The organism is Cloacibacillus sp. An23 (genome assembly GCF_002159945.1).
Classification (GTDB): domain Bacteria; phylum Synergistota; class Synergistia; order Synergistales; family Synergistaceae; genus Caccocola.
In genome coordinates this window covers 37,466-54,245 of the sequence record NZ_NFJQ01000004.1, presented here as the reverse complement: position 1 = coordinate 54,245, position 16,780 = coordinate 37,466, and the positions used below count along the sequence as shown (strand labels likewise).

General features: G+C 59.4%; 13 protein-coding genes. 6 read left to right on the top strand and 7 right to left on the bottom strand.

Features of this window, described 5'->3' with window-relative positions; genetic code table 11:
* Positions 1 to 48: 48 nt before the first annotated feature.
* The 5 genes from B5F39_RS04670 (at position 49) to B5F39_RS04650 (ending at position 6,871) form a co-directional block, all read left to right on the top strand.
* The gene (locus B5F39_RS04670; RefSeq protein WP_087364475.1) at positions 49 to 411 is read left to right on the top strand and encodes a CidA/LrgA family protein; all 363 of its coding nucleotides are present in this window, start codon (positions 49 to 51) and stop codon (positions 409 to 411) included.
* Positions 399 to 1,091, top strand: coding sequence for an LrgB family protein (locus B5F39_RS04665; protein WP_087364473.1), 693 nt, complete (start codon positions 399 to 401; stop codon positions 1,089 to 1,091). The genes B5F39_RS04670 and B5F39_RS04665 overlap by 13 nt, the downstream gene beginning before the upstream one ends.
* Positions 1,092 to 3,148: 2,057 nt before the next feature.
* A complete protein-coding gene (locus B5F39_RS04660; protein ID WP_087364472.1) occupies positions 3,149 to 4,654 on the top strand; it encodes a Na+/H+ antiporter NhaC family protein in 1,506 nt (501 codons plus the stop codon).
* A 34-nt stretch (positions 4,655 to 4,688) separates the two neighbouring features.
* Positions 4,689 to 6,020, top strand: coding sequence for a saccharopine dehydrogenase C-terminal domain-containing protein (locus B5F39_RS04655; RefSeq protein ID WP_087364469.1), 1,332 nt, complete (start codon positions 4,689 to 4,691; stop codon positions 6,018 to 6,020).
* Between the two features lie 170 nt (positions 6,021 to 6,190).
* Entirely contained in the window at positions 6,191 to 6,871 is a 681-nt protein-coding gene (locus B5F39_RS04650; RefSeq protein WP_087364467.1) for a GntR family transcriptional regulator, read from the top strand.
* A gap of 19 nt (positions 6,872 to 6,890) precedes the next feature.
* Here B5F39_RS04650 and B5F39_RS04645 read toward each other — a convergent pair whose 3' ends face one another.
* From B5F39_RS04645 to B5F39_RS04615, 7 genes are all read right to left on the bottom strand, one after another.
* Entirely contained in the window at positions 6,891 to 8,072 is a 1,182-nt protein-coding gene (locus B5F39_RS04645; protein ID WP_087364465.1) for an MFS transporter, read from the bottom strand.
* A 273-nt stretch (positions 8,073 to 8,345) separates the two neighbouring features.
* Complete coding sequence (gene speB, locus B5F39_RS04640; RefSeq protein ID WP_087364463.1) at positions 8,346 to 9,194, bottom strand: agmatinase; 849 nt, start codon at positions 9,192 to 9,194, stop codon at positions 8,346 to 8,348.
* Positions 9,195 to 9,201: 7 nt separating this feature from the next.
* Entirely contained in the window at positions 9,202 to 10,053 is an 852-nt protein-coding gene (gene speE / locus B5F39_RS04635) for a polyamine aminopropyltransferase (protein ID WP_087364461.1), read from the bottom strand.
* A gap of 11 nt (positions 10,054 to 10,064) precedes the next feature.
* Positions 10,065 to 11,528, bottom strand: coding sequence for an aminotransferase class I/II-fold pyridoxal phosphate-dependent enzyme (locus tag B5F39_RS04630; protein ID WP_087364831.1), 1,464 nt, complete (start codon positions 11,526 to 11,528; stop codon positions 10,065 to 10,067).
* A gap of 14 nt (positions 11,529 to 11,542) precedes the next feature.
* Positions 11,543 to 12,355 (bottom strand): adenosylmethionine decarboxylase, encoded by an 813-nt coding sequence (speD, locus tag B5F39_RS04625; protein WP_087364459.1) that lies wholly within the window; start codon positions 12,353 to 12,355, stop codon positions 11,543 to 11,545.
* 285 nt (positions 12,356 to 12,640) lie between these two features.
* On the bottom strand, positions 12,641 to 13,843 hold the full coding sequence (locus tag B5F39_RS04620) for a DUF3798 domain-containing protein (protein WP_087364457.1): 1,203 nt from the start codon (positions 13,841 to 13,843) through the stop codon (positions 12,641 to 12,643).
* Between the two features lie 211 nt (positions 13,844 to 14,054).
* Complete coding sequence (locus B5F39_RS04615; RefSeq protein WP_087364455.1) at positions 14,055 to 15,257, bottom strand: DUF3798 domain-containing protein; 1,203 nt, start codon at positions 15,255 to 15,257, stop codon at positions 14,055 to 14,057.
* A 353-nt stretch (positions 15,258 to 15,610) separates the two neighbouring features.
* Here B5F39_RS04615 and B5F39_RS04610 point away from each other — a divergent pair, with 353 nt between their 5' ends.
* Positions 15,611 to 16,717 (top strand): Xaa-Pro peptidase family protein, encoded by a 1,107-nt coding sequence (locus B5F39_RS04610; RefSeq protein WP_087364453.1) that lies wholly within the window; start codon positions 15,611 to 15,613, stop codon positions 16,715 to 16,717.
* The last annotated feature ends 63 nt before the right edge of the window (positions 16,718 to 16,780 follow it).

Here is a 16,780-nt window from a genome sequence, read left to right as displayed (position 1 = left end):
AGCTTTTCTTGCGGGCCTCCTGCCCGCGCTTGGAGAGATTTACTCTTAATGAAATATTTGAAACAGGTCTTTATCATATTCTTCATAAGCTTCCTCGGGGAGCTCTGCAACCTCTGCGTGCCGCTCCCGATCCCCGCCGGCGTCTACGGCCTCCTGCTGATGCTCGTGGCGCTCTGCGCCGGCATAGTGAAACTTCCTGACGTAGAAGACGCCGGGCGCTTCCTGATAGAAATGATGCCGCTGATGTTCATTCCGGGCTCCGCGGGAGTCATCGAGCACTACAAAGAGGTCATGCGCGTCCTCTGGCCGTTCGTCATCGCGGTGCTGCTCTCGACCGTCGTCGTGATGGCGGTCACGGGCCTCGTCACCCAGCACGTGATAAGGAGGAAAAGCGGCAGATGGACGGAATAATCTCCGGCTCGCTCTTCTTCGGCCTCGCGCTCACCTTCGGCGCGTACCTCATAGGCTCCGCCCTGCACAAAAAAGTGAAGACGCCGCTGCTGAACCCGCTCATCACGACCAACGTCCTCGTGATAGCCTTCCTCGCGGTCTCCGGCGTCTCCTACGACACATACAACCTTGGAGCTAAATACATCGGCGACCTGCTCACCCCCGCTACCGTCTGCCTCGCGATACCGCTCTATCGCCAGCTCCACCTGCTGAAGCGCAACGCGCGCGCGATATGCTGCGGCATTGCGGCGGGCGTCGCAGCCAACGTGCTGAGCATATTCGCCGTCTCCGCCCTCGCAGGCTTCGAGCACCATGTCTACACTACGCTTCTGCCGAAATCCATCACGGCGGCGATAGGCATGAAACTCAGCGAGGAAATGGGCGGCGTCGCGGCGCTCACGATGCTTGCGACCGTAATAACAGGGGCCTTCGGATACCTCACCGCGGCTCCGCTGCTGCGCCTGCTGCGCGTTACAGACCCGGTGGCGAAAGGCATAGCGATAGGCACCAGCTCACACGCCTTCGGCACGCTCAAGGCGTTCGAGATGGGCGAGGCGGAGGGAGCCATGAGCAGCCTCGCGATAGCGGCGGCCGGCCTCGTCACCGTGGCGGCGGTCCCGCTCGCGGCCCTGCTGCTGTAGCAGCAGACTGCGCGCGCGGGCCGCGCGAAACGGCAGACGCCTCCCGCCGCCTGAGCATAGGCGCGGCTGATCGACTCATTTTCTCAGCAAACGGCCAAAATTCGTGACGGCGCCGCGGCAATGCGAGACGCTATACTTGATTAACTTTTTAAAAAAATGTATGCCGTCCCGCAAATCGCCTGCACCCGGTGAGTGAAACTGTGGGCGGGGCCTCCGCCCCATGCCTAATAGCCTCCGTCGCCTCTATACCGCTTCATTCAGCCTCGGTGCTGGGGATGGAGATTCCGGCCAGAAGATTGCCGGAATGACATAAATGTTTGCTGTTTTAGTTAATTCACTATATATCCGGGGCTTCAAACGGATTCTGACGTCGGGAAGCCGCGGACCGGCGACGCTCCTGGGACGGAAAGGCTGAAACTGTCGGCCGCCGCCGCGGCCGGTCGGATTAGACTCGCGCGGAGGCGGCAAAAATTAAAGAAGCCCGCGCGGTGAAGTTGTAGAAAAACGCGAGGGCTCCTTGAAAGCGCAGCGGGAAAGCCGCTGTCTGGGGAAAAGATGTTTTGAAGTGGTTAATGAAGGCGAAAGCGCGAAACCGCGCTGAAAACGCATCCACACCGCGATGTTCCGACGCCGGGCCGCCGCTTCAAACGTTCGGCGCGCCCATCAACGCGCTGCGGTAATGACGGCAAACCAACAGGACGATCCCCAACCCGACAGACGGAACGATCCTCACGCGCCCCGGACGAAAAAAATCCGTCCGTCCCCATATAAACTCCGCATGCCGCCGCGCCGCGGGCGGATAGTGCAAGGCTCTCTCTGCCCGTTGAGATGAAGGCAGTGAAAATAGAGCAGGAATAAAATAAATTGCAGAAAATATTTTTGATACTTTTGTTCCTGATTGTATTGTATGGTACTCTGCGGCATTTGTCAATAGAAAATCCGCATATCTGTGCGGGCTTATGCGCATAAAGCGTCTTCGGGGCGTCGTTATAACGCCGCACCGCCGCCGTAAGCGCGTCGAAAGCGCGCGAACGGCGCATGGACGCGGGGTTCCGCAGGCGATGAACGCAAGCGGCGCTCGGTGCGCGGAATTGATTGAAAGGAATGCGCGATTGCCCGCTCGTTTCGTGTTTTCCGCGATGACGGACTGTATGATCCGGGGCGGGGAAAAACAATCCGCTTAATAGATTTCGAATGAGGCTGGTTATATTGTTACGCCGCATTTTTCAGGATATGAATATCCGCCAGTCCGGGCCGGCGCATTGTATGAAAAAGGCGGGCGCAGGCGACGGAGGCGTCTGGATGGTATATGCCGCGCGCGGCGCGAATGGCGGGGGATCATGGGTGAAATTCTTACGGCAGAACCTATGGCAGCGAAGCGCGATGCTCCGTCGGCCGCGTCATCCGTGAAGCTGAAAGAATGCGGAGCGCGCGCTCGCCGGCCGGCGCGCCGGACGCTCACGGCGGTCCGGCAGAACTCCGACCGTGCGCCGTGCGTTTTCGGAATCTACGCGGCAGAGATGCAAATTGCATTTTATAAAGTCCGTGCGCTGCGAGTGCCGCGGCGAGGGCTGCGTGGCTTGCCGTGCTGCGCTTGCGCAGTTTTTAAATGCCGGCGGAGCCTTTCATGCTTTTACTTAAAGGCGAAGGCGTGCCGCACCGCCGGCGAGCGGGCTCTACGGCCTTAGGTTGGCGGCTTCGCTCTAAGGGTATGCTTTTATACTGAAAAACAAATCGTCATAACGATATAAGAATAATAACAAATTTTTCTTTTTTGATTTGCAATCAATTGAATTGAAAAAATATATTGAAAGCTTGTATTCTTTATAGTATACTATCTTCACTGAAATAAGGATACTATATTTCTGAAAATAATTTATTCGTCAGCGCGCGCCGTGCGGCCACGGGCGTCTATGTACGGCGCGCGCCGGGCGGGAGTTTGCGGAAAGGAGGGACGGAGCGCGTTAATACGGCGCCGCAGCGCGCGGGCGGCCTGCTGGGCGCGCGCCGCGAGGCGCAGAGAAGTGGGGTACAAGCTGTAGAAAGAAGGGAAAAACGTGGAAGGTTATTTCGGTATTTTATCTGTTCTGCCGCCGGTCGTCGCGGTTCTTGTGGCGTGGAAGTTCAAGAATGTTCTGGTCGCTCTTTTTCTCGGCGCGTATGTCGGCGCTCTCATATTGACCGGATGGAACCCGTTCGCCGCGCTCGTTATGCTCGTAAAGGACTTTATTTTAGTCCAGGCTGCGGACTCGTATAATTCCAATCTGCTCGTCATGATGGTGTTCGTCGGAGGCTTCGTCGGGGTGGTCACATATTCAGGCGGCGCGAAGGCGTTCGCCGAACTCGCGGCGAATAAGATAGGCGGACGCACCGGCGCGCAGATAGGCACGTGGCTCGCGGGGATACTTATTTTCTTCTCCGACTCGTGCAGCCCGCTGCTCGTCGGCTCCATCTTCCGCCCGATATGCGACCGCATGAAGGTCAGCCGCGAGAAGCTCGCGTGGATGCTCGACACCACCGCTTCGCCCGTCTGCATACTCATCCCGTTCATCGGGTGGGGCATATATATCCAGGGACTTATTCGCAACGAGTTCGACGCGCTCGGCAACCACGCTTCGGAGTGGACGACCTTCATCGAGGTCATCCCTTATCAGTTCTACGCTCTCGGCGCGCTGCTGCTCGTTCCGCTGGTCGCCGTGATGGGATTTGAATTTTCCGCGATGCACAGGGCGGAGAAGAGGACCGTCGATACCGGTATGCCTTACTGGCCGGAAGCGAAGGTCATGGGCAGCGTGGACGCCGACGACATTACGCACGGCAAGGCGCGCTTCATCGTCGTCCCGCTTATACTTATGTTCACAGTGTTCCTCGCCATTCTCATTCCGACCGGCTTCCCTGTGAAGCCCGCGCCTGGGGCCCTGCTCCGCACCGCGCTCTGCTCGGGGTATTTCGTCGCTTCGATAGCCTGTATAGCCCTCATGGTCCACGCGAAGGTCAAGACGACCTCGGAGGCGTATGAGATGTATATGCGCGGCGTGAAAGAAATTGTGTTCATTCTTCTCATTCTCGTGCTCGCCTGGTCGATAGGCTCAGTGTGCAAGAAGGTCGGCACCGCGCAGTACATAGTAATGATGGCGCAGGGCAACGTGCCCGGATGGATAGTCCCCGCCCTGCTCTTCGTCACCGGCGCGATAATCAGTTTTTCGACCGGCTCTTCGTGGGGCGCGTTCGCGATCCTTATCCCGCTCGCCATCCCTATGGCCTACGGCCTCGAAGCGCCGCTGCTGCCCTGCATAGGCGCCGTGCTTTCGGGCGGGCTGTTCGGCGACCACTGCTCGCCGATTTCCGACACGACGATACTTTCGTCGATGGGCGCGGGCTGCGACCATCTCGACCACGTCAAGACGCAGCTCCCTTACGCTCTGACCGTCGCGGCAGCCAGCCTCGTCGGATATATCGTAGCGGGATTTTTCCCGACTCCCGCGGTGCTCGCCGTGTCTCTGGCGGCGGTGTTCATCCTCACAGTCGTCTTTTCAAAGCTCTGGGGACAGAGAATCAGATAGCTAAAAAATACAAAACTATACGGAGGAAGCAAAGATGAGCAAAGAAAAGAAAATTCTCGCTTTTGGCGCCGGTAAAATATCCAAGCCCTGCGTGCAGTATCTTCTGAGGCGCGGTTACAAGGTGATGGTGGTCGATCAGTTCGAGCAGAACGTGCTGCGCACCGCGGGCGGACACCCGAACGCCGTCCCGGTGGTCGGCAACGCGGTCGCCGAGCCGGAGAAGTATATACGCGAGTTCGCGCCCGACGTCGTAGTCTGTATGCTTCCGACCGCGTTCATGGCGCAGACGGCGAAAAAGTGCCTCGACGAAGGCGTTTCGATGATAGGCGCATCCTACGCTAAAGAGCCGGTGCGCGCGCTCGACGCCGAAGCCAAGGCGAAGGGGCTCCGCATACTGTGCGAGATGGGCGTAGACCCCGGAATAGACCATATGTCGGCGGTGCATAAAATCAAGGAGATACAGGCTGCGGGGGGAGAAATCGAGAGCTTCGTCTCGGTCTGCGGCGCGCTGCCAGACCTTTCCGCGAACAACAACCCGATAGGCTACAAGCTCTCATGGGCCCCGGAGAGCCTCGTCGGCGCGAGCCTGCGCGACGCCAGGATAATGACGGACGGAGCGGTGCGCGAGATGAACGGCGGCACGACGTATCAGAATCCGTCGTTTATGGAGATAAAGGGGCTGGGGTGGTTCGAAACCTACTGCAACGCCGATTCCATTCCTTACCTTGAGGCCTACGGCATCGACGGCGCGACCACGATTGAGCGCGGGACGCTGCGCTATCCGGGCTGGTGCGAAATGGTGACGCACATGCAGAAGCTTCACATCTTCGACGAAGAGCCGCGCGATTTCGGCGGGTACACCTACGCCGCGCTGACGAAAGAGCTGTGCGGCATGGCGGGAGACGGGCGCGGCGCGAAAGCGTGCGCGGCTGAGTTCCTCGGCGTCGAACCCTATTCGACCTCCATAATGAAGCTTGAATGGCTCGGACTGTTCGACGAAAAGCCGGTCATGCCCGCGAATGGGAGCCTGCGCGACATGATAACGGCGATTTACGGGCAGAAGCTCGTTTTCGAGCCGGGCGAAAAGGATATAGTCGTCATGCAGCATCAGTACGTCGTCCGCGAAAAGTGCGGCGCGCGCAAGCGCGTAACGTCTACGATGGTCGACCGCGGGGTCGTTTCGGAGGAGAGCGCGATAGCGCGCACGACGGGGCTGCCTATGGGAATAGGCGCGCACCTGGCCGCTTCCGGAGCAGTAAAGGGAACCGGCGTCCTCATCCCGACGACGGAGGATATATACGTTCCTGCGCTCGAAGAGCTCGGCAGGGAAGGTATATCCTTCGCCGAGCACGAAGAGGAAGCCTAGCCCGGCGCGAAACTTGGCGCGATAACGAAAATTCAGCCCGCGGACGGAGAAAGTGTTCCATCTTCGCCCGCGGGCGTATTTTTACTAGCCGTCCGCGAGACAAAAGTGCTAATATAACGGCATCGTTCAATTTTTTCGCGTTTTTCGCCGCGCGACAGGAGGAGCTGCATTTGAGAGACGCCGAGGCAGAAGAAAGGGCCTATTCCGAAATACTGCACGCAATAGTGAGACAAAGGTATATGCCTGGCGACAGGCTCACCGAGGCCAAGGTCGCGGAGGATCTTAACATGAGCCGCACGCCGGTGCGCGGCGCTCTGAAAAAAATGGCAGCGTGCGGAATGCTGGAGTACGTCAAAAATATCGGCTGCCGTGTGCCGGTGCTGACTCCCTACGATATGGAGAGCGTCTTCCAGACGCGCGAGATTCTCGAATCGAAGGCAGCGGCGCTCGCTACGATGCGGGCGACGAACGTCGAAGTGGAGAATCTTTTCAAGCTTCTGGAAGAGGAAAAAGATTACTACAGAAAAGGCGACGTCGCCTCCTACGCCGGGGTGAACGAGCGCATCCACCTCGGCGTAGGGATGCTGTCTAAGAACGCCTACGTCGAGCGCTATCTTTCGCAGTGCTACTGGCGTTCGGAACTTTATATCTTCTTCTTCGACCGCTTTTACGACAAGGGCGCCATCCCGACGAGGAAAAAGCTTTGGGACCCGTCCGAGTCGAAAAGCTGCCGCGAGCACGACGCGCTGGTTGAGGCGATAGCCTCCGGCAAAGCCGAGGCCGCGGCCTCCGTCATGTCAGAGCACATCAAGTCCACATACCTGAGCCTCACGCGGCGCGAGTGGGTCTGACGGCCCATCGAGCTTCCGCTTATAAGTCCCTGTAAACCCTCGGGCTGAAGTAGACGATGACTGCGGCGAGCAGTATCACCGTCCCGTACATGGCGCGGTAGGCCCACGTCACGCTGCCGGCGATGTTGATGACCTGCTGGAGGAATATCGGACAGACGAAGGACTGCAGCGAGTAGATGAAGCCGAAGACGACGGCGAGCGTCGTCACGGCTGAGCGGCGGCCTCCTATGTCGAGAGTCAGGCACATGAAGGCAGGATAACCGAAGCCCATGCCGAGGCCGAATATAAAGCCGCAGAGCATGAAGGCGCGCGGGCTTGAGGCGAAGGCCGCCGCGAACATCATTCCGGCCGTCAGCAGAGTAGAGGCCGGGGCGCATACCTTGCGCGGCAGCTTGTCCACGAGCTTGCCGCACGATAGGCGGAATATCATCGCGGTGCATGCCGAGACGCTGAAGAAATACGAGGCGGCTGGGCCGCGTTCGCCGGCGAGCTGCACGAAGCGGAGCTGTCCGGCGTCGGTGAAGGCGAAGAGCGCGGCGGACAGCGCGAAAAAGAGCACCTGAGGCGAGCGCAGCAGCCAAAGGTACGAAACCTTTTCTTCCGGCGCGCTTTTCGCCGGAGCGGCAGAGCCTCCCGTCTTCGGCAGCTTCATCACGGTGTAGAGGCCGAGCGCCGCGATGAACGGGAATGTCGCGGCGTACATGTTGTAATGCCCGCTCCGTATCAGATATTCCATCGGCGGCACGACTATCAGCGCCGGAAGGCTGTAGGCGACCGTTATCAGCGAGACGCAGCGCCCGCGCACGCCGGCGGGAAGGAGCTGATATTCGTAGCTTTGCAGGATTATAGTGACGACGCCCATCCCGACGCCGGCTATCGCGCGGCACAGAATGACTCCCTCCGCCGTGCGCGCGAAGAGCGCGATGCCGCAGGCGCTGATGAAGAAGCAGAAATACCCCGCCCGTATGACCCTTTCCTTGCCGGCTAGCCGCTCAAAGAACGGCACGAGCGGACGCAGAACGAGCGAAACGCCGTAGCAGGCCCCCATCACGAGGCCGCCCAGCGTCCCGACCTCCGCGCCGGCGGCCTCGAGGAACGGTATGAGGAAGTAGTAGCCGCTCTCCATCGAAGCGCTTGTGAAGGTTATGCTGAAAAATATCAGAATGTAGATAAGTATCTGTTTCGTATACGGCGTTTTCATAGCGGCTGGCCAATCGCCTCGCATATCCGAAAGATATGACAAGTATATAACAGAGGAGGCCTTTCTAGCTGCTCAAAAGAGGCCGAAAATCAAAGCCGCGCAAAAATTGCAGAAACCGCGCGGCGCAGGCCCTACACCGGGAAACTGCAAATATTTGTAAAATCACGGAATAGCAAGCGGGCCTTTTGATACGCTGAGCTTCAAAAGTGAAACGGCGGCGGGTAGGCGCGATGCCGTCCCTGCCGCCGTTTTTTATCTTTTGACGCGTGCGTCTTATCCGCAGTAGGCCAGCAGCATCTCGCGCAGCGTCTTGCAGGCCAGAGCCGTGGAGGCTCCGGAGTGGTCGTAGTGCGGCGACAGCTCGCAGAGGTCGAATGCTGCGACGTTAAGGCCGCGCAGCGCGAGCAGAGCCGAGAGAAGCTCCGTGAAGCGAAGGCCGCCGGCCTCCGGCGTGCCGGTGCCGGGAAATTCCGACGGGTCTACCGCGTCGAGGTCGAGCGTCACGTATACCGGCGCGCCTCCTATCGCGCGGACGGCTTCGTTTATCGTAGCAGCGTGGAATTTCTCCATCGTCGTATGTTCGCGGCCCCAATACATTTCTTCGCGGCTGCCGGAGCGTATCGCGAATTGGAATATCCTGCCGTCGCCCAATATGTCCCAGCAGCGGCGGATTACCGATGCGTGAGAGAGCTTTTCGCCGAGGTAGTCTTCGCGCAGGTCGGCGTGCGCGTCGAAGTGGACGATGCGCAGCTCCGGGTATTTCTTCGCCGCCGCGCGCACGGCGCCGAGCGTGACCAGATGCTCGCCGCCGAGCATGACGGGCGTCTTTCCCGCGCTCAGTATCTCGTCCGCGGCGTTCTCTATCTCGTCGAGCGCGGCGGCCGCGTTGCCGAATGGCAGCTCCAGGTCGCCGGCGTCGAAAACTTTTAAGTCCTCGAGGTCCTTGTCCTGATAGGGGCTGTAGGTCTCGATGCCGAATGATTCTGATCGCATCGCCGCCGGGCCGAATCGCGCGCCGGGGCGGAAGGAGGTCGTCGAGTCGAACGGCGCGCCGAATATCACGGCGCGCGCCTCGTTCCACTCGCTTTCGCAGTTTATGAAGCCCTGTATCGAGCTTTTCATCGCGCCGCTAGTCTTTCAGCGCCAGCGCCTTTTTGACGTAGGTCGGCAGCATGAAGCAGCCGGCGTGCAGGTCGGTGTTGTAGTATTTCGTCTCGATGCCGAGCGCGTTCCACGCCGCCGCGTCGAGGTCTTTGACGGGGTCGTATTTCTTCGAGGCGAAGCCGAAGAGCCAGTGGCCCGACGGATAGGTCGGGATATGCGCCTGATAGACGCGGCATATCGGGAAGAAGTCCTCGATGCGCTGGTGCGCGCGCTTCATCGCCGCGGAGTATGATTCGTAGTAGGGATTCTCGTGCTGGTTGACGAGTATGCCGTCGTCGCCGAGCGCCTTGAAGCAGTTGCCGTAGAACTCCTTCGTGAAGAGCCCTTCGCCGGGGCCGAACGGGTCGGTCGAATCGACGATGATGAGGTCGTATTTCTCTTCCACCGTGCGGACGAACTTCAGACCGTCTTCGAAATGCAGCGTCACGCGCGGGTCGTCGAGCTCGCACGCCGTGAAGGGCAGCAGCTTCATGCAGGTCTTTACGACCAGCTCGTCGATGTCCACCATGTCTATCTTTTCGACGGTCTTGTAGCGCGTCAGCTCGCGCACGGTGCCGCCGTCGCCGCCGCCTATGACGAGCACGCGCTTTATATTCGGGTTCGTCGCCATCGGCACGTGGACTATCATGTCGTGGTAGATGAATTCGTCCTTCTCGGTCAGCATCATGAGGCCGTCGAGCGTGAAGAAGCGTCCGAACTCCTCGGAGTCGAAGACGTCTATCTGCTGGAAGGGGCTCTTCTCGCTGAAGAGCTGCTTCTTTACCTTTATCGAAAAGCGCGTCGAGGGCGTATGCTCCTCCGTGTACCAAAGCTCCATAATTTTTCCTCCTATTTCACAACGTATAGATTGTCGAGATTCATGTCCTGCGGCCCCATGACGAGGCAGCCCTTTTCCTTCGCGTACAGTATGTACTCCAGCGCCTCGGGCGTGACCTCTTCGCCCGGGGAGAGTATCGGGATTCCCGGCGGATAGCACATGACGGATTCCGCCGTTATCCTGCCGAGGCTTTCGCGCACCGGCACCGGTTCGCTCGGTGCGTAAAAGGCGTCGCGCGGCGTCATGCGCACGACCGGCGTGATGTATTCGTGGTCGAGCAGCTTCAGACCCTCTTTGCCGTGCAGCCGCTTGATTTCCGAAAGCGCCGCGACGAGCCGCTCTATCGCGTAATGGTTGTCGCCGACCGAGACTATAGCGAGCATGTTGCCCATGTCGCCGAACTCTATCTGTATGCCGTAGTCGTCGCGCAGAAGGTCGTAGACCTCCACGCCCGCGAGCCCCGTCTTAAGCGTGTTGACGGAGAGCTTCGTCACGTCGAAGTCGTAGACCGCGCCGCCGTCGATAATCTCGCGCGAGAAGGCGTAATAGCCGCCGATTTTGTTTATTTCCCCGCGCGCGTACTCCGCGAGCGAGACGACGCGGCGGAAGGTCTCGCGCCCCTCCGTCGCGAGCGCCTTGCGCGCGATGTCGAGCGAGCTCATGAGCAGGTATGATGCGCTCGTCGTCTGAGTCAGTCCGATTATCGTCCGCACGTAGTCCGCGTTGACGCGGCCGCGGCGCATGAGCAGCAGCGAGCTCTGCGTAAGGGAGCCGCCGGTCTTGTGCATGCTGACGGCGCTCATATCCGCGCCCGCCGCCATCGCGGGAAGCGGCATCCCCTCGCCGAAGTAGAAATGCGTGCCGTGCGCCTCGTCGGCGAGCACGGCCATGCCGGCCGCGTGCGCCGCTTCGGTTATGCGCCGGATGTCTGTGCATATCCCGTAGTATGTAGGGTTGTTGACGAATACGGCCTTCGCCTCGGGGTGCGCCTTTATCGCGGCTTCCACGTCCTCCGCGCGCATCCCGAGCGATATCCCGAGCTCCGGGTGTATGCCGGGGTCTACGTAGACCGGAGTGACCCCGCACAGAATCATTGCGTTTATCGCCGACTTGTGGACGTTGCGCGGAATTATCATAGAGTCGCCGGCCTTGCAGACGGACATCACCATAGCCTGCACCGCCGCCGTCGTGCCTCCGACTATGAGGAAGGCGGCGCCGGCTCCGAAGGCGTCTGCGGCGAGCTCCTCCGCCTCTTTAATAACCGAGGTCGGATGGCTCAGGTTGTCGAGCGGCTTCATGGAGTTCACATCGACAGAGAGGCACTCCCTGCCGAGGAAGCGCGTCAGCTCCGGCGTGCCGCGCCCCTGCTTGTGCCCCGGCACGTCGAACGGGACGACGCGGCTCCTGCGGTACTCCGCGAGCGCTTCGTACAGCGGCGCGCGCCGCTGGTCGAGACGGTACGTCGTTTCTGACATTTTTCCGCCCTGCACTAGTACATGTTCATGCCGTAGTAGATTTCGAGCATCTCTTTCGTTATTCGGTCCTTTATCGAAAGGCGCTCCTGCGGCGGGAGCTCGCGCGGGTCGATGTTGAAGAGATAGTCCGCGAGGCGTATCTCCTTCAGCATCATCTTCGTATGGAAGATGTTCGACTGATAGACGTTGACGTCTATCGCGTCGTAGCGTGCGAGCGTCTGTTCGTCGATAAAATTCTGTATAGAGTTTATGTCGTGGTCTTTATAATATTTCTTCCCGTTCACGTCGCGCGTGAAGCCGCGGATGCGGTAGTCGAGCGCGAGCACGTCAGAGTCGAATTGTCCGATGAGGAAGTTGAGCGCGTTGAGCGGCGATATTTTGCCGCAGGTCGATACGTCGATGTCGACGCGGAAAGAGCTGATGTCGTTGTTCGGATGGAATTCAGGGTAGGTATGCACGGTCACGTGGCTTTTGTCGAGATGCGCGACGACCGTCTCGCGTTCGTCGTTTATCTTCTTTGCCCAGTATCCGCCGTTGCAGGTTTCGTCGATCTGCTCCGGGGGGACGGTCTCCTCAGATATGAGGATCGTGACGCTCGCGCCCTGAGGGTCGTAGTCCTGCTTCGATATGTTGAGCACGCACGCTCCGATGATGTCCGTGACGCCGCACAGAATGTTCGTCAATCGTTCGGAATTATATTGCTCGTCGATGTAGGCGATATAATCCTTCTTCTCGCGCTCCGTCTTTGCGTAGCATATGTCGTAGATGTTGAAACTAAGAGTCTTAGTCAGGTTGTTGAAGCCATAAAGCTGGATCTTCTCGTTCAACCCTATCCCCACGTCCCTTCTCAAGCCGCAAGGCCTTATATTTTTTCGCTGCCGGAACACATCCGCAGTCAATGCAAGACTATACAGACAAATCCCCGCGCTGTCAAAGGCCGCGCGAAAATTTCCCGCTCGCCGCCTAACGCGAGGAAAAGCCCTCGCATCCGAAGCGCGCGCGTTCTGCGATGGAATGCGGCGCGGCTTACGCGCGCGATGGCTGTGCGCGGCACGCATGAAAAATGCCGCCGGGCGAGCCGGCGGCATTTTCCTGTATCATGCGGAGCTTCGTTAATTTCCGCTGAATTTGATGGTCTGGTATTTCTCCGGCACCTGTACTTCCGTCGCGTTCATGTAGCCCTTGCCGAAGATGTAGGTGTCCTCGTAGATCATCATGTAATTTCTCATCGTCACGCCTGTGCCGACGTCGGTGTAGGCGGCTCCGTTCCACGTCGCGCCGGGCGTGTAGGAGTTGAATGCGTCCATGAGGTCCTTCTTGCTGTTGAGCTTCGCCTTGCCCTCGACTATGCGTTTGCCGAACTCTGCGAGAGCGGCGCTGTTCGTGTAGCCGTACGAGTAAGCCCAGGTGCCCATGCGCCCTTTCGCTCCCGCGTCTATGACGGCCTGCTCGACCTTCTTCATTATCGCGGGGAAGTCTCCGGCCTCGTCCTTAAGGTCGATGCCGAACGCTCCGGGGTAGCCCATGAGCGGCGAGGGAAGGTCGGCCTCGATGAAATATCCGCCGTACTTCGCAAGCTGCTTGAGAAGAGGCTCGGTGTGCGCGTCGTTGGTGCAGAAGAACGCCGTGTCCTTGCCGTACTTGCTGACCCACGCAGGGGTCTTTTCAAGGATGAACTGCTGCGCTCCGGCGGTGCCCACGTCGCTCGTCGGGTCCGGGGCCGTCTCGAAGACGAACTGGATGCCGAGGTCCTTGCAGGCCTGCTCCATTATCGCGGCGCGGCGTCCGAGCGTCTCATAGCTCATGTGGCGCGGGAAGGAGATGTGGACGAATGTCTTGCAGCCGAGCTGTTTCGCCGTGTGGATGATGAGGTAGCCGCGGTTGACGAAGTCCGTATGTGTGGACATATCCGCTACCGAGGCGATGACGTTCGGGTCCTCGTGCGGCTCTCCGGCGAAGCAGAGGACGTCCGGCCTCTTCTCCTTGACGCGGCGGAAGGCCTCGGCCGTTCCCGGGATGGCCTGGTTGACGACGATGACCTTCATCTTCGGGTCGTCGGCGAGCCCCGCTATCTGCGAGATGGTCGTCTCCATCTCGGACATGAAGTTGTCCGGGTAGGTGAGGTGCTGGATCATTCCGCCGTTCGACACGTCGCCGTACTTCTGGAGCATGAGCTCCGCGCCGCGAAGGTCGTCCTCGCTCTGCGAGACCGTGCCTGTGACTATCCCGATGTGGAACGGGGCGTCGGCCATAGCCGGGGCGCAGAAGCAGAACGCCAGCATGACGGCCGCCAACAGTAACGCTGCCTTTTTCATAAAAATTCCTCCCTCTGGGAAATTTGCGGAACGCGGCGTGCGGTTCGGACGTTTCATATTTTTTCGCTTGCTTTGTTCCGTGAGTCACCCGCATTATAGTTGCGTCTGAACGCGAGTGTCAACAGCCGGAGCGCCCCGCGGCTCCGCGCGCGCATACGAAAGAGGCCGCGGGGCAAGCCCGCGGCCTCTTCATGAAATTTACGGATTTTCGTTAATTTCCGCTGAATTTGATCTTCATGTACTTCTCGGGGACTTCTATGCTCGTCGTTCCCATGTAGCCTTTGCCAAGGATATAGGTGTCCTCGTAGACGAGCATGAGGTTGCGCTTCGTCACGCCGGTGCCGAGGTCGGTGTAGTAGTTTCCGTTCCACTTCGTGCCTGGCGTGTACTCTTCGTAGCAGGCGAGGAGGTCCTTCTTGCTGTTGAGCTTCGCCTTGCCCTCGACTATGCGCTTGCCGAACTCGGCGAGAGCGGCGCTGTTGGTGTAGCCGTAGGAGTAGGCCCAGGTGCCCATGCGGCCCTTCGCTCCCGCGTCGCAGACGGCCTGCTCGACCTTCTTGAGTATCGTCGGCCAGTCTCCGGCTTCCTTGGTGAGGTCGATGCCGAACGCTCCCGGGTAGCCCATGAGCGGCGAGGGAAGGTCGGCTTCGATGAAGTATCCGCCGTGCTTCGCGAGCTGCTTGAGAAGCGGCTCGGTGTGCGCGTCGTTGGTGCAGAAGAACGCAGTGTTCTTGCCGTACTTGCTGACCCACGCGGGAGTCTTTTCAAGGATGAACTGCTGCGCGCCCGCTACGCCGACGTCGCTCGTCGGGTCCGGAGCCGTCTCGAAGACGAACTGGATGCCGAGGTCCTTGCAGGCCTGCTCCATTATCGCGCGGCGGCGTCCGAGAGTCTCATAGCTCATGTGGCGCGGGAAGGAAATGTGGACGAATGTCTTGCAGCCGAGTTTCTTCGCGGTGTCGATAATGAGGTAGCCGCGCGATACGAAGTCGGCGTTTACCGCCATATCCGCGACGGAGGTGATGACGTTCGGGTCTTCGTGGGCTTCACCGGCGAAGCAGAGGATGTCCTGCCTCTTCTCCTTGACGCGGCGGAAAGCTTCGGCCGTTCCCGGGATTGCCTGGTTGACGACGATGACCTTCATCTTCGGGTCGTCGGCGAGACCCGCTATCTGCGAGATGGTCGTCTCCATCTCTGACATGAAGTTGTCGGGGTAGGTTAGGTGCTGGATCATTCCGCCGTCGGCGACGTCGCCGTACTTCTGGATCATGAGCTCCGCGCCGCGGAGGTCGTCCTCGCTCTGCGAGACCGTGCCTGTGACTATCCCGATGTGGAACGGGGCGTCGGCCATAGCCGGGGCGCAGAAGCAGAACGCCAGCATAGCGACGGCCAGCATCAACGCTGCCTTTTTCATAAAAAATTCCTCCCTCTGAAATTTACGGAACGGGGCGCGCAGTTCAAACGCTGAAACCTTCCGCTTGCCCTTGTTCCGTGAGTTAGCCGCATTATAGTTGCCCCCGCGCGCGGGTGTCAACCGCGCGCCCGAAGGTACAGGCATAATCGCCGATACGGCGCGCCGTATCTTGACTAACGCCGATTGCTTGTAATATTATCATCAATGTAGAGCAAGTTTCGTTCGTTTGCTTAAAGTTTTGTAAAAAATTGACCGAAATTGCCGTTTCGGCTTGTTTGTTCGGCGGCTGACCCCGTTACGGGAAACTTTAAGAGAACGGAAAACATCTCAACTCACATTGGAGGTCCTCTTTAATGATAAGAAAAGAAAGGGTCGCGCGCCTCGCGGAAGAGCTTCGCAGGAGGGGGCTTGACGCCGTTTATATCGGGCCGTCTACTGACCTTGAATATATCAGCGGGCTCGACACCCATCCAGACGAGCGTGTGCGCGGCCTCATGGTCGCGAAGGACGGGCGCTGCTTCGCAATGACGCCGCTGCTTTACCGCGAGGAGATGGTCAAGGCGTTCGGAGACGTGCCTTTCTACGCCGAGTGGGACGACCACGAGGGCTTCACAGGGGCCTTCCGCCGCGGCTGCGAGCACCTCGGCATAGTCGGTGGAAAGATTGCTTTCAACGACGGCGTGCGCGCCGTGGATATGCTCGCGGTGCGCGACACGATGCCGCTCGAGATGGTCAACGGCTTCGACATCCTCACGGGCCAGCGCTCGCGCAAAGACGACGAGGAGCTCGAGATAATGCGCGAGTCGTCGCGTATCGTCGATAATGTGGTCGCAAAGCTCCAGAAATTCATAAAGCCAGGCATGAAGGAGCGCGACGTGGCGAAGAAGATAGCCGAGTTCTTCGAGGAGGACGGCGTGACGCAGATGTCCTTCAGTCCGATAGTCGCGAGCGGCCCCAACGGCTCCATGCCGCACTACTCCGGCGGCGGCCGCGTGATAGAAGAGAACGATATAATGATCCTCGACCTAGGCGGACGCTGGAAGAGCTACTGCTCCGACACGACGCGCACATTCTTCACCGGCACGCCGACGCAGGAGATGCGCGACATCTACGAAATAGTACGTAAAGCGCAGGCGGCCGGCGAAGCGGCGGTGCAGCCCGGCGCGACCGGGCAGGACGTCGACCGCGCCGCGCGCCAGGTCATAATAGATGCGGGCTACGGCAAATATTTCTTCAACCGCGTGGGCCACGGAGTAGGCGTCGCGGTACACGAGGGGCCGTACATGATAGAGGGCAACACCGTGCCGCTCGAACCGGGCAACGTATTCAGCGTCGAGCCTGGCATCTACATCCCAGGAAAGTTCGGCGTCCGCATCGAGAACCTCGTCGCCGTCAGAAAGGACGGGACCGGCGAGGCGCTGAACCACTTCACGCGCGACATAACGATCTGCGGCGAATAAGGCATTAAGTCCGCGCGGACTTAGCGCATACATTATTCATTTTTTCTGAGGAGGAAACGGGAA

Excerpts from the sequence above, each read along its gene's own strand:
- B5F39_RS04620 (WP_087364457.1), bottom strand. The coding sequence starts at position 13,843 with ATGAAAAAGGCAGCGTTACTGTTGGCGGCCGTCATGCTGGCGTTCTGC.
- B5F39_RS04665 (WP_087364473.1), top strand. The coding sequence starts at position 399 with ATGGACGGAATAATCTCCGGCTCGCTCTTCTTCGGCCTCGCGCTCACC.
- B5F39_RS04610 (WP_087364453.1), top strand. The coding sequence starts at position 15,611 with ATGATAAGAAAAGAAAGGGTCGCGCGCCTCGCGGAAGAGCTTCGCAGG.
- speB (WP_087364463.1), bottom strand. The coding sequence starts at position 9,194 with ATGAAAAGCTCGATACAGGGCTTCATAAACTGCGAAAGCGAGTGGAAC.
- B5F39_RS04670 (WP_087364475.1), top strand. The coding sequence starts at position 49 with ATGAAATATTTGAAACAGGTCTTTATCATATTCTTCATAAGCTTCCTC.
- B5F39_RS04645 (WP_087364465.1), bottom strand. The coding sequence starts at position 8,072 with ATGAAAACGCCGTATACGAAACAGATACTTATCTACATTCTGATATTT.
- B5F39_RS04655 (WP_087364469.1), top strand. The coding sequence starts at position 4,689 with ATGAGCAAAGAAAAGAAAATTCTCGCTTTTGGCGCCGGTAAAATATCC.
- B5F39_RS04615 (WP_087364455.1), bottom strand. The coding sequence starts at position 15,257 with ATGAAAAAGGCAGCGTTGATGCTGGCCGTCGCTATGCTGGCGTTCTGC.
- speE (WP_087364461.1), bottom strand. The coding sequence starts at position 10,053 with ATGGAGCTTTGGTACACGGAGGAGCATACGCCCTCGACGCGCTTTTCG.
- B5F39_RS04630 (WP_087364831.1), bottom strand. The coding sequence starts at position 11,528 with ATGTCAGAAACGACGTACCGTCTCGACCAGCGGCGCGCGCCGCTGTAC.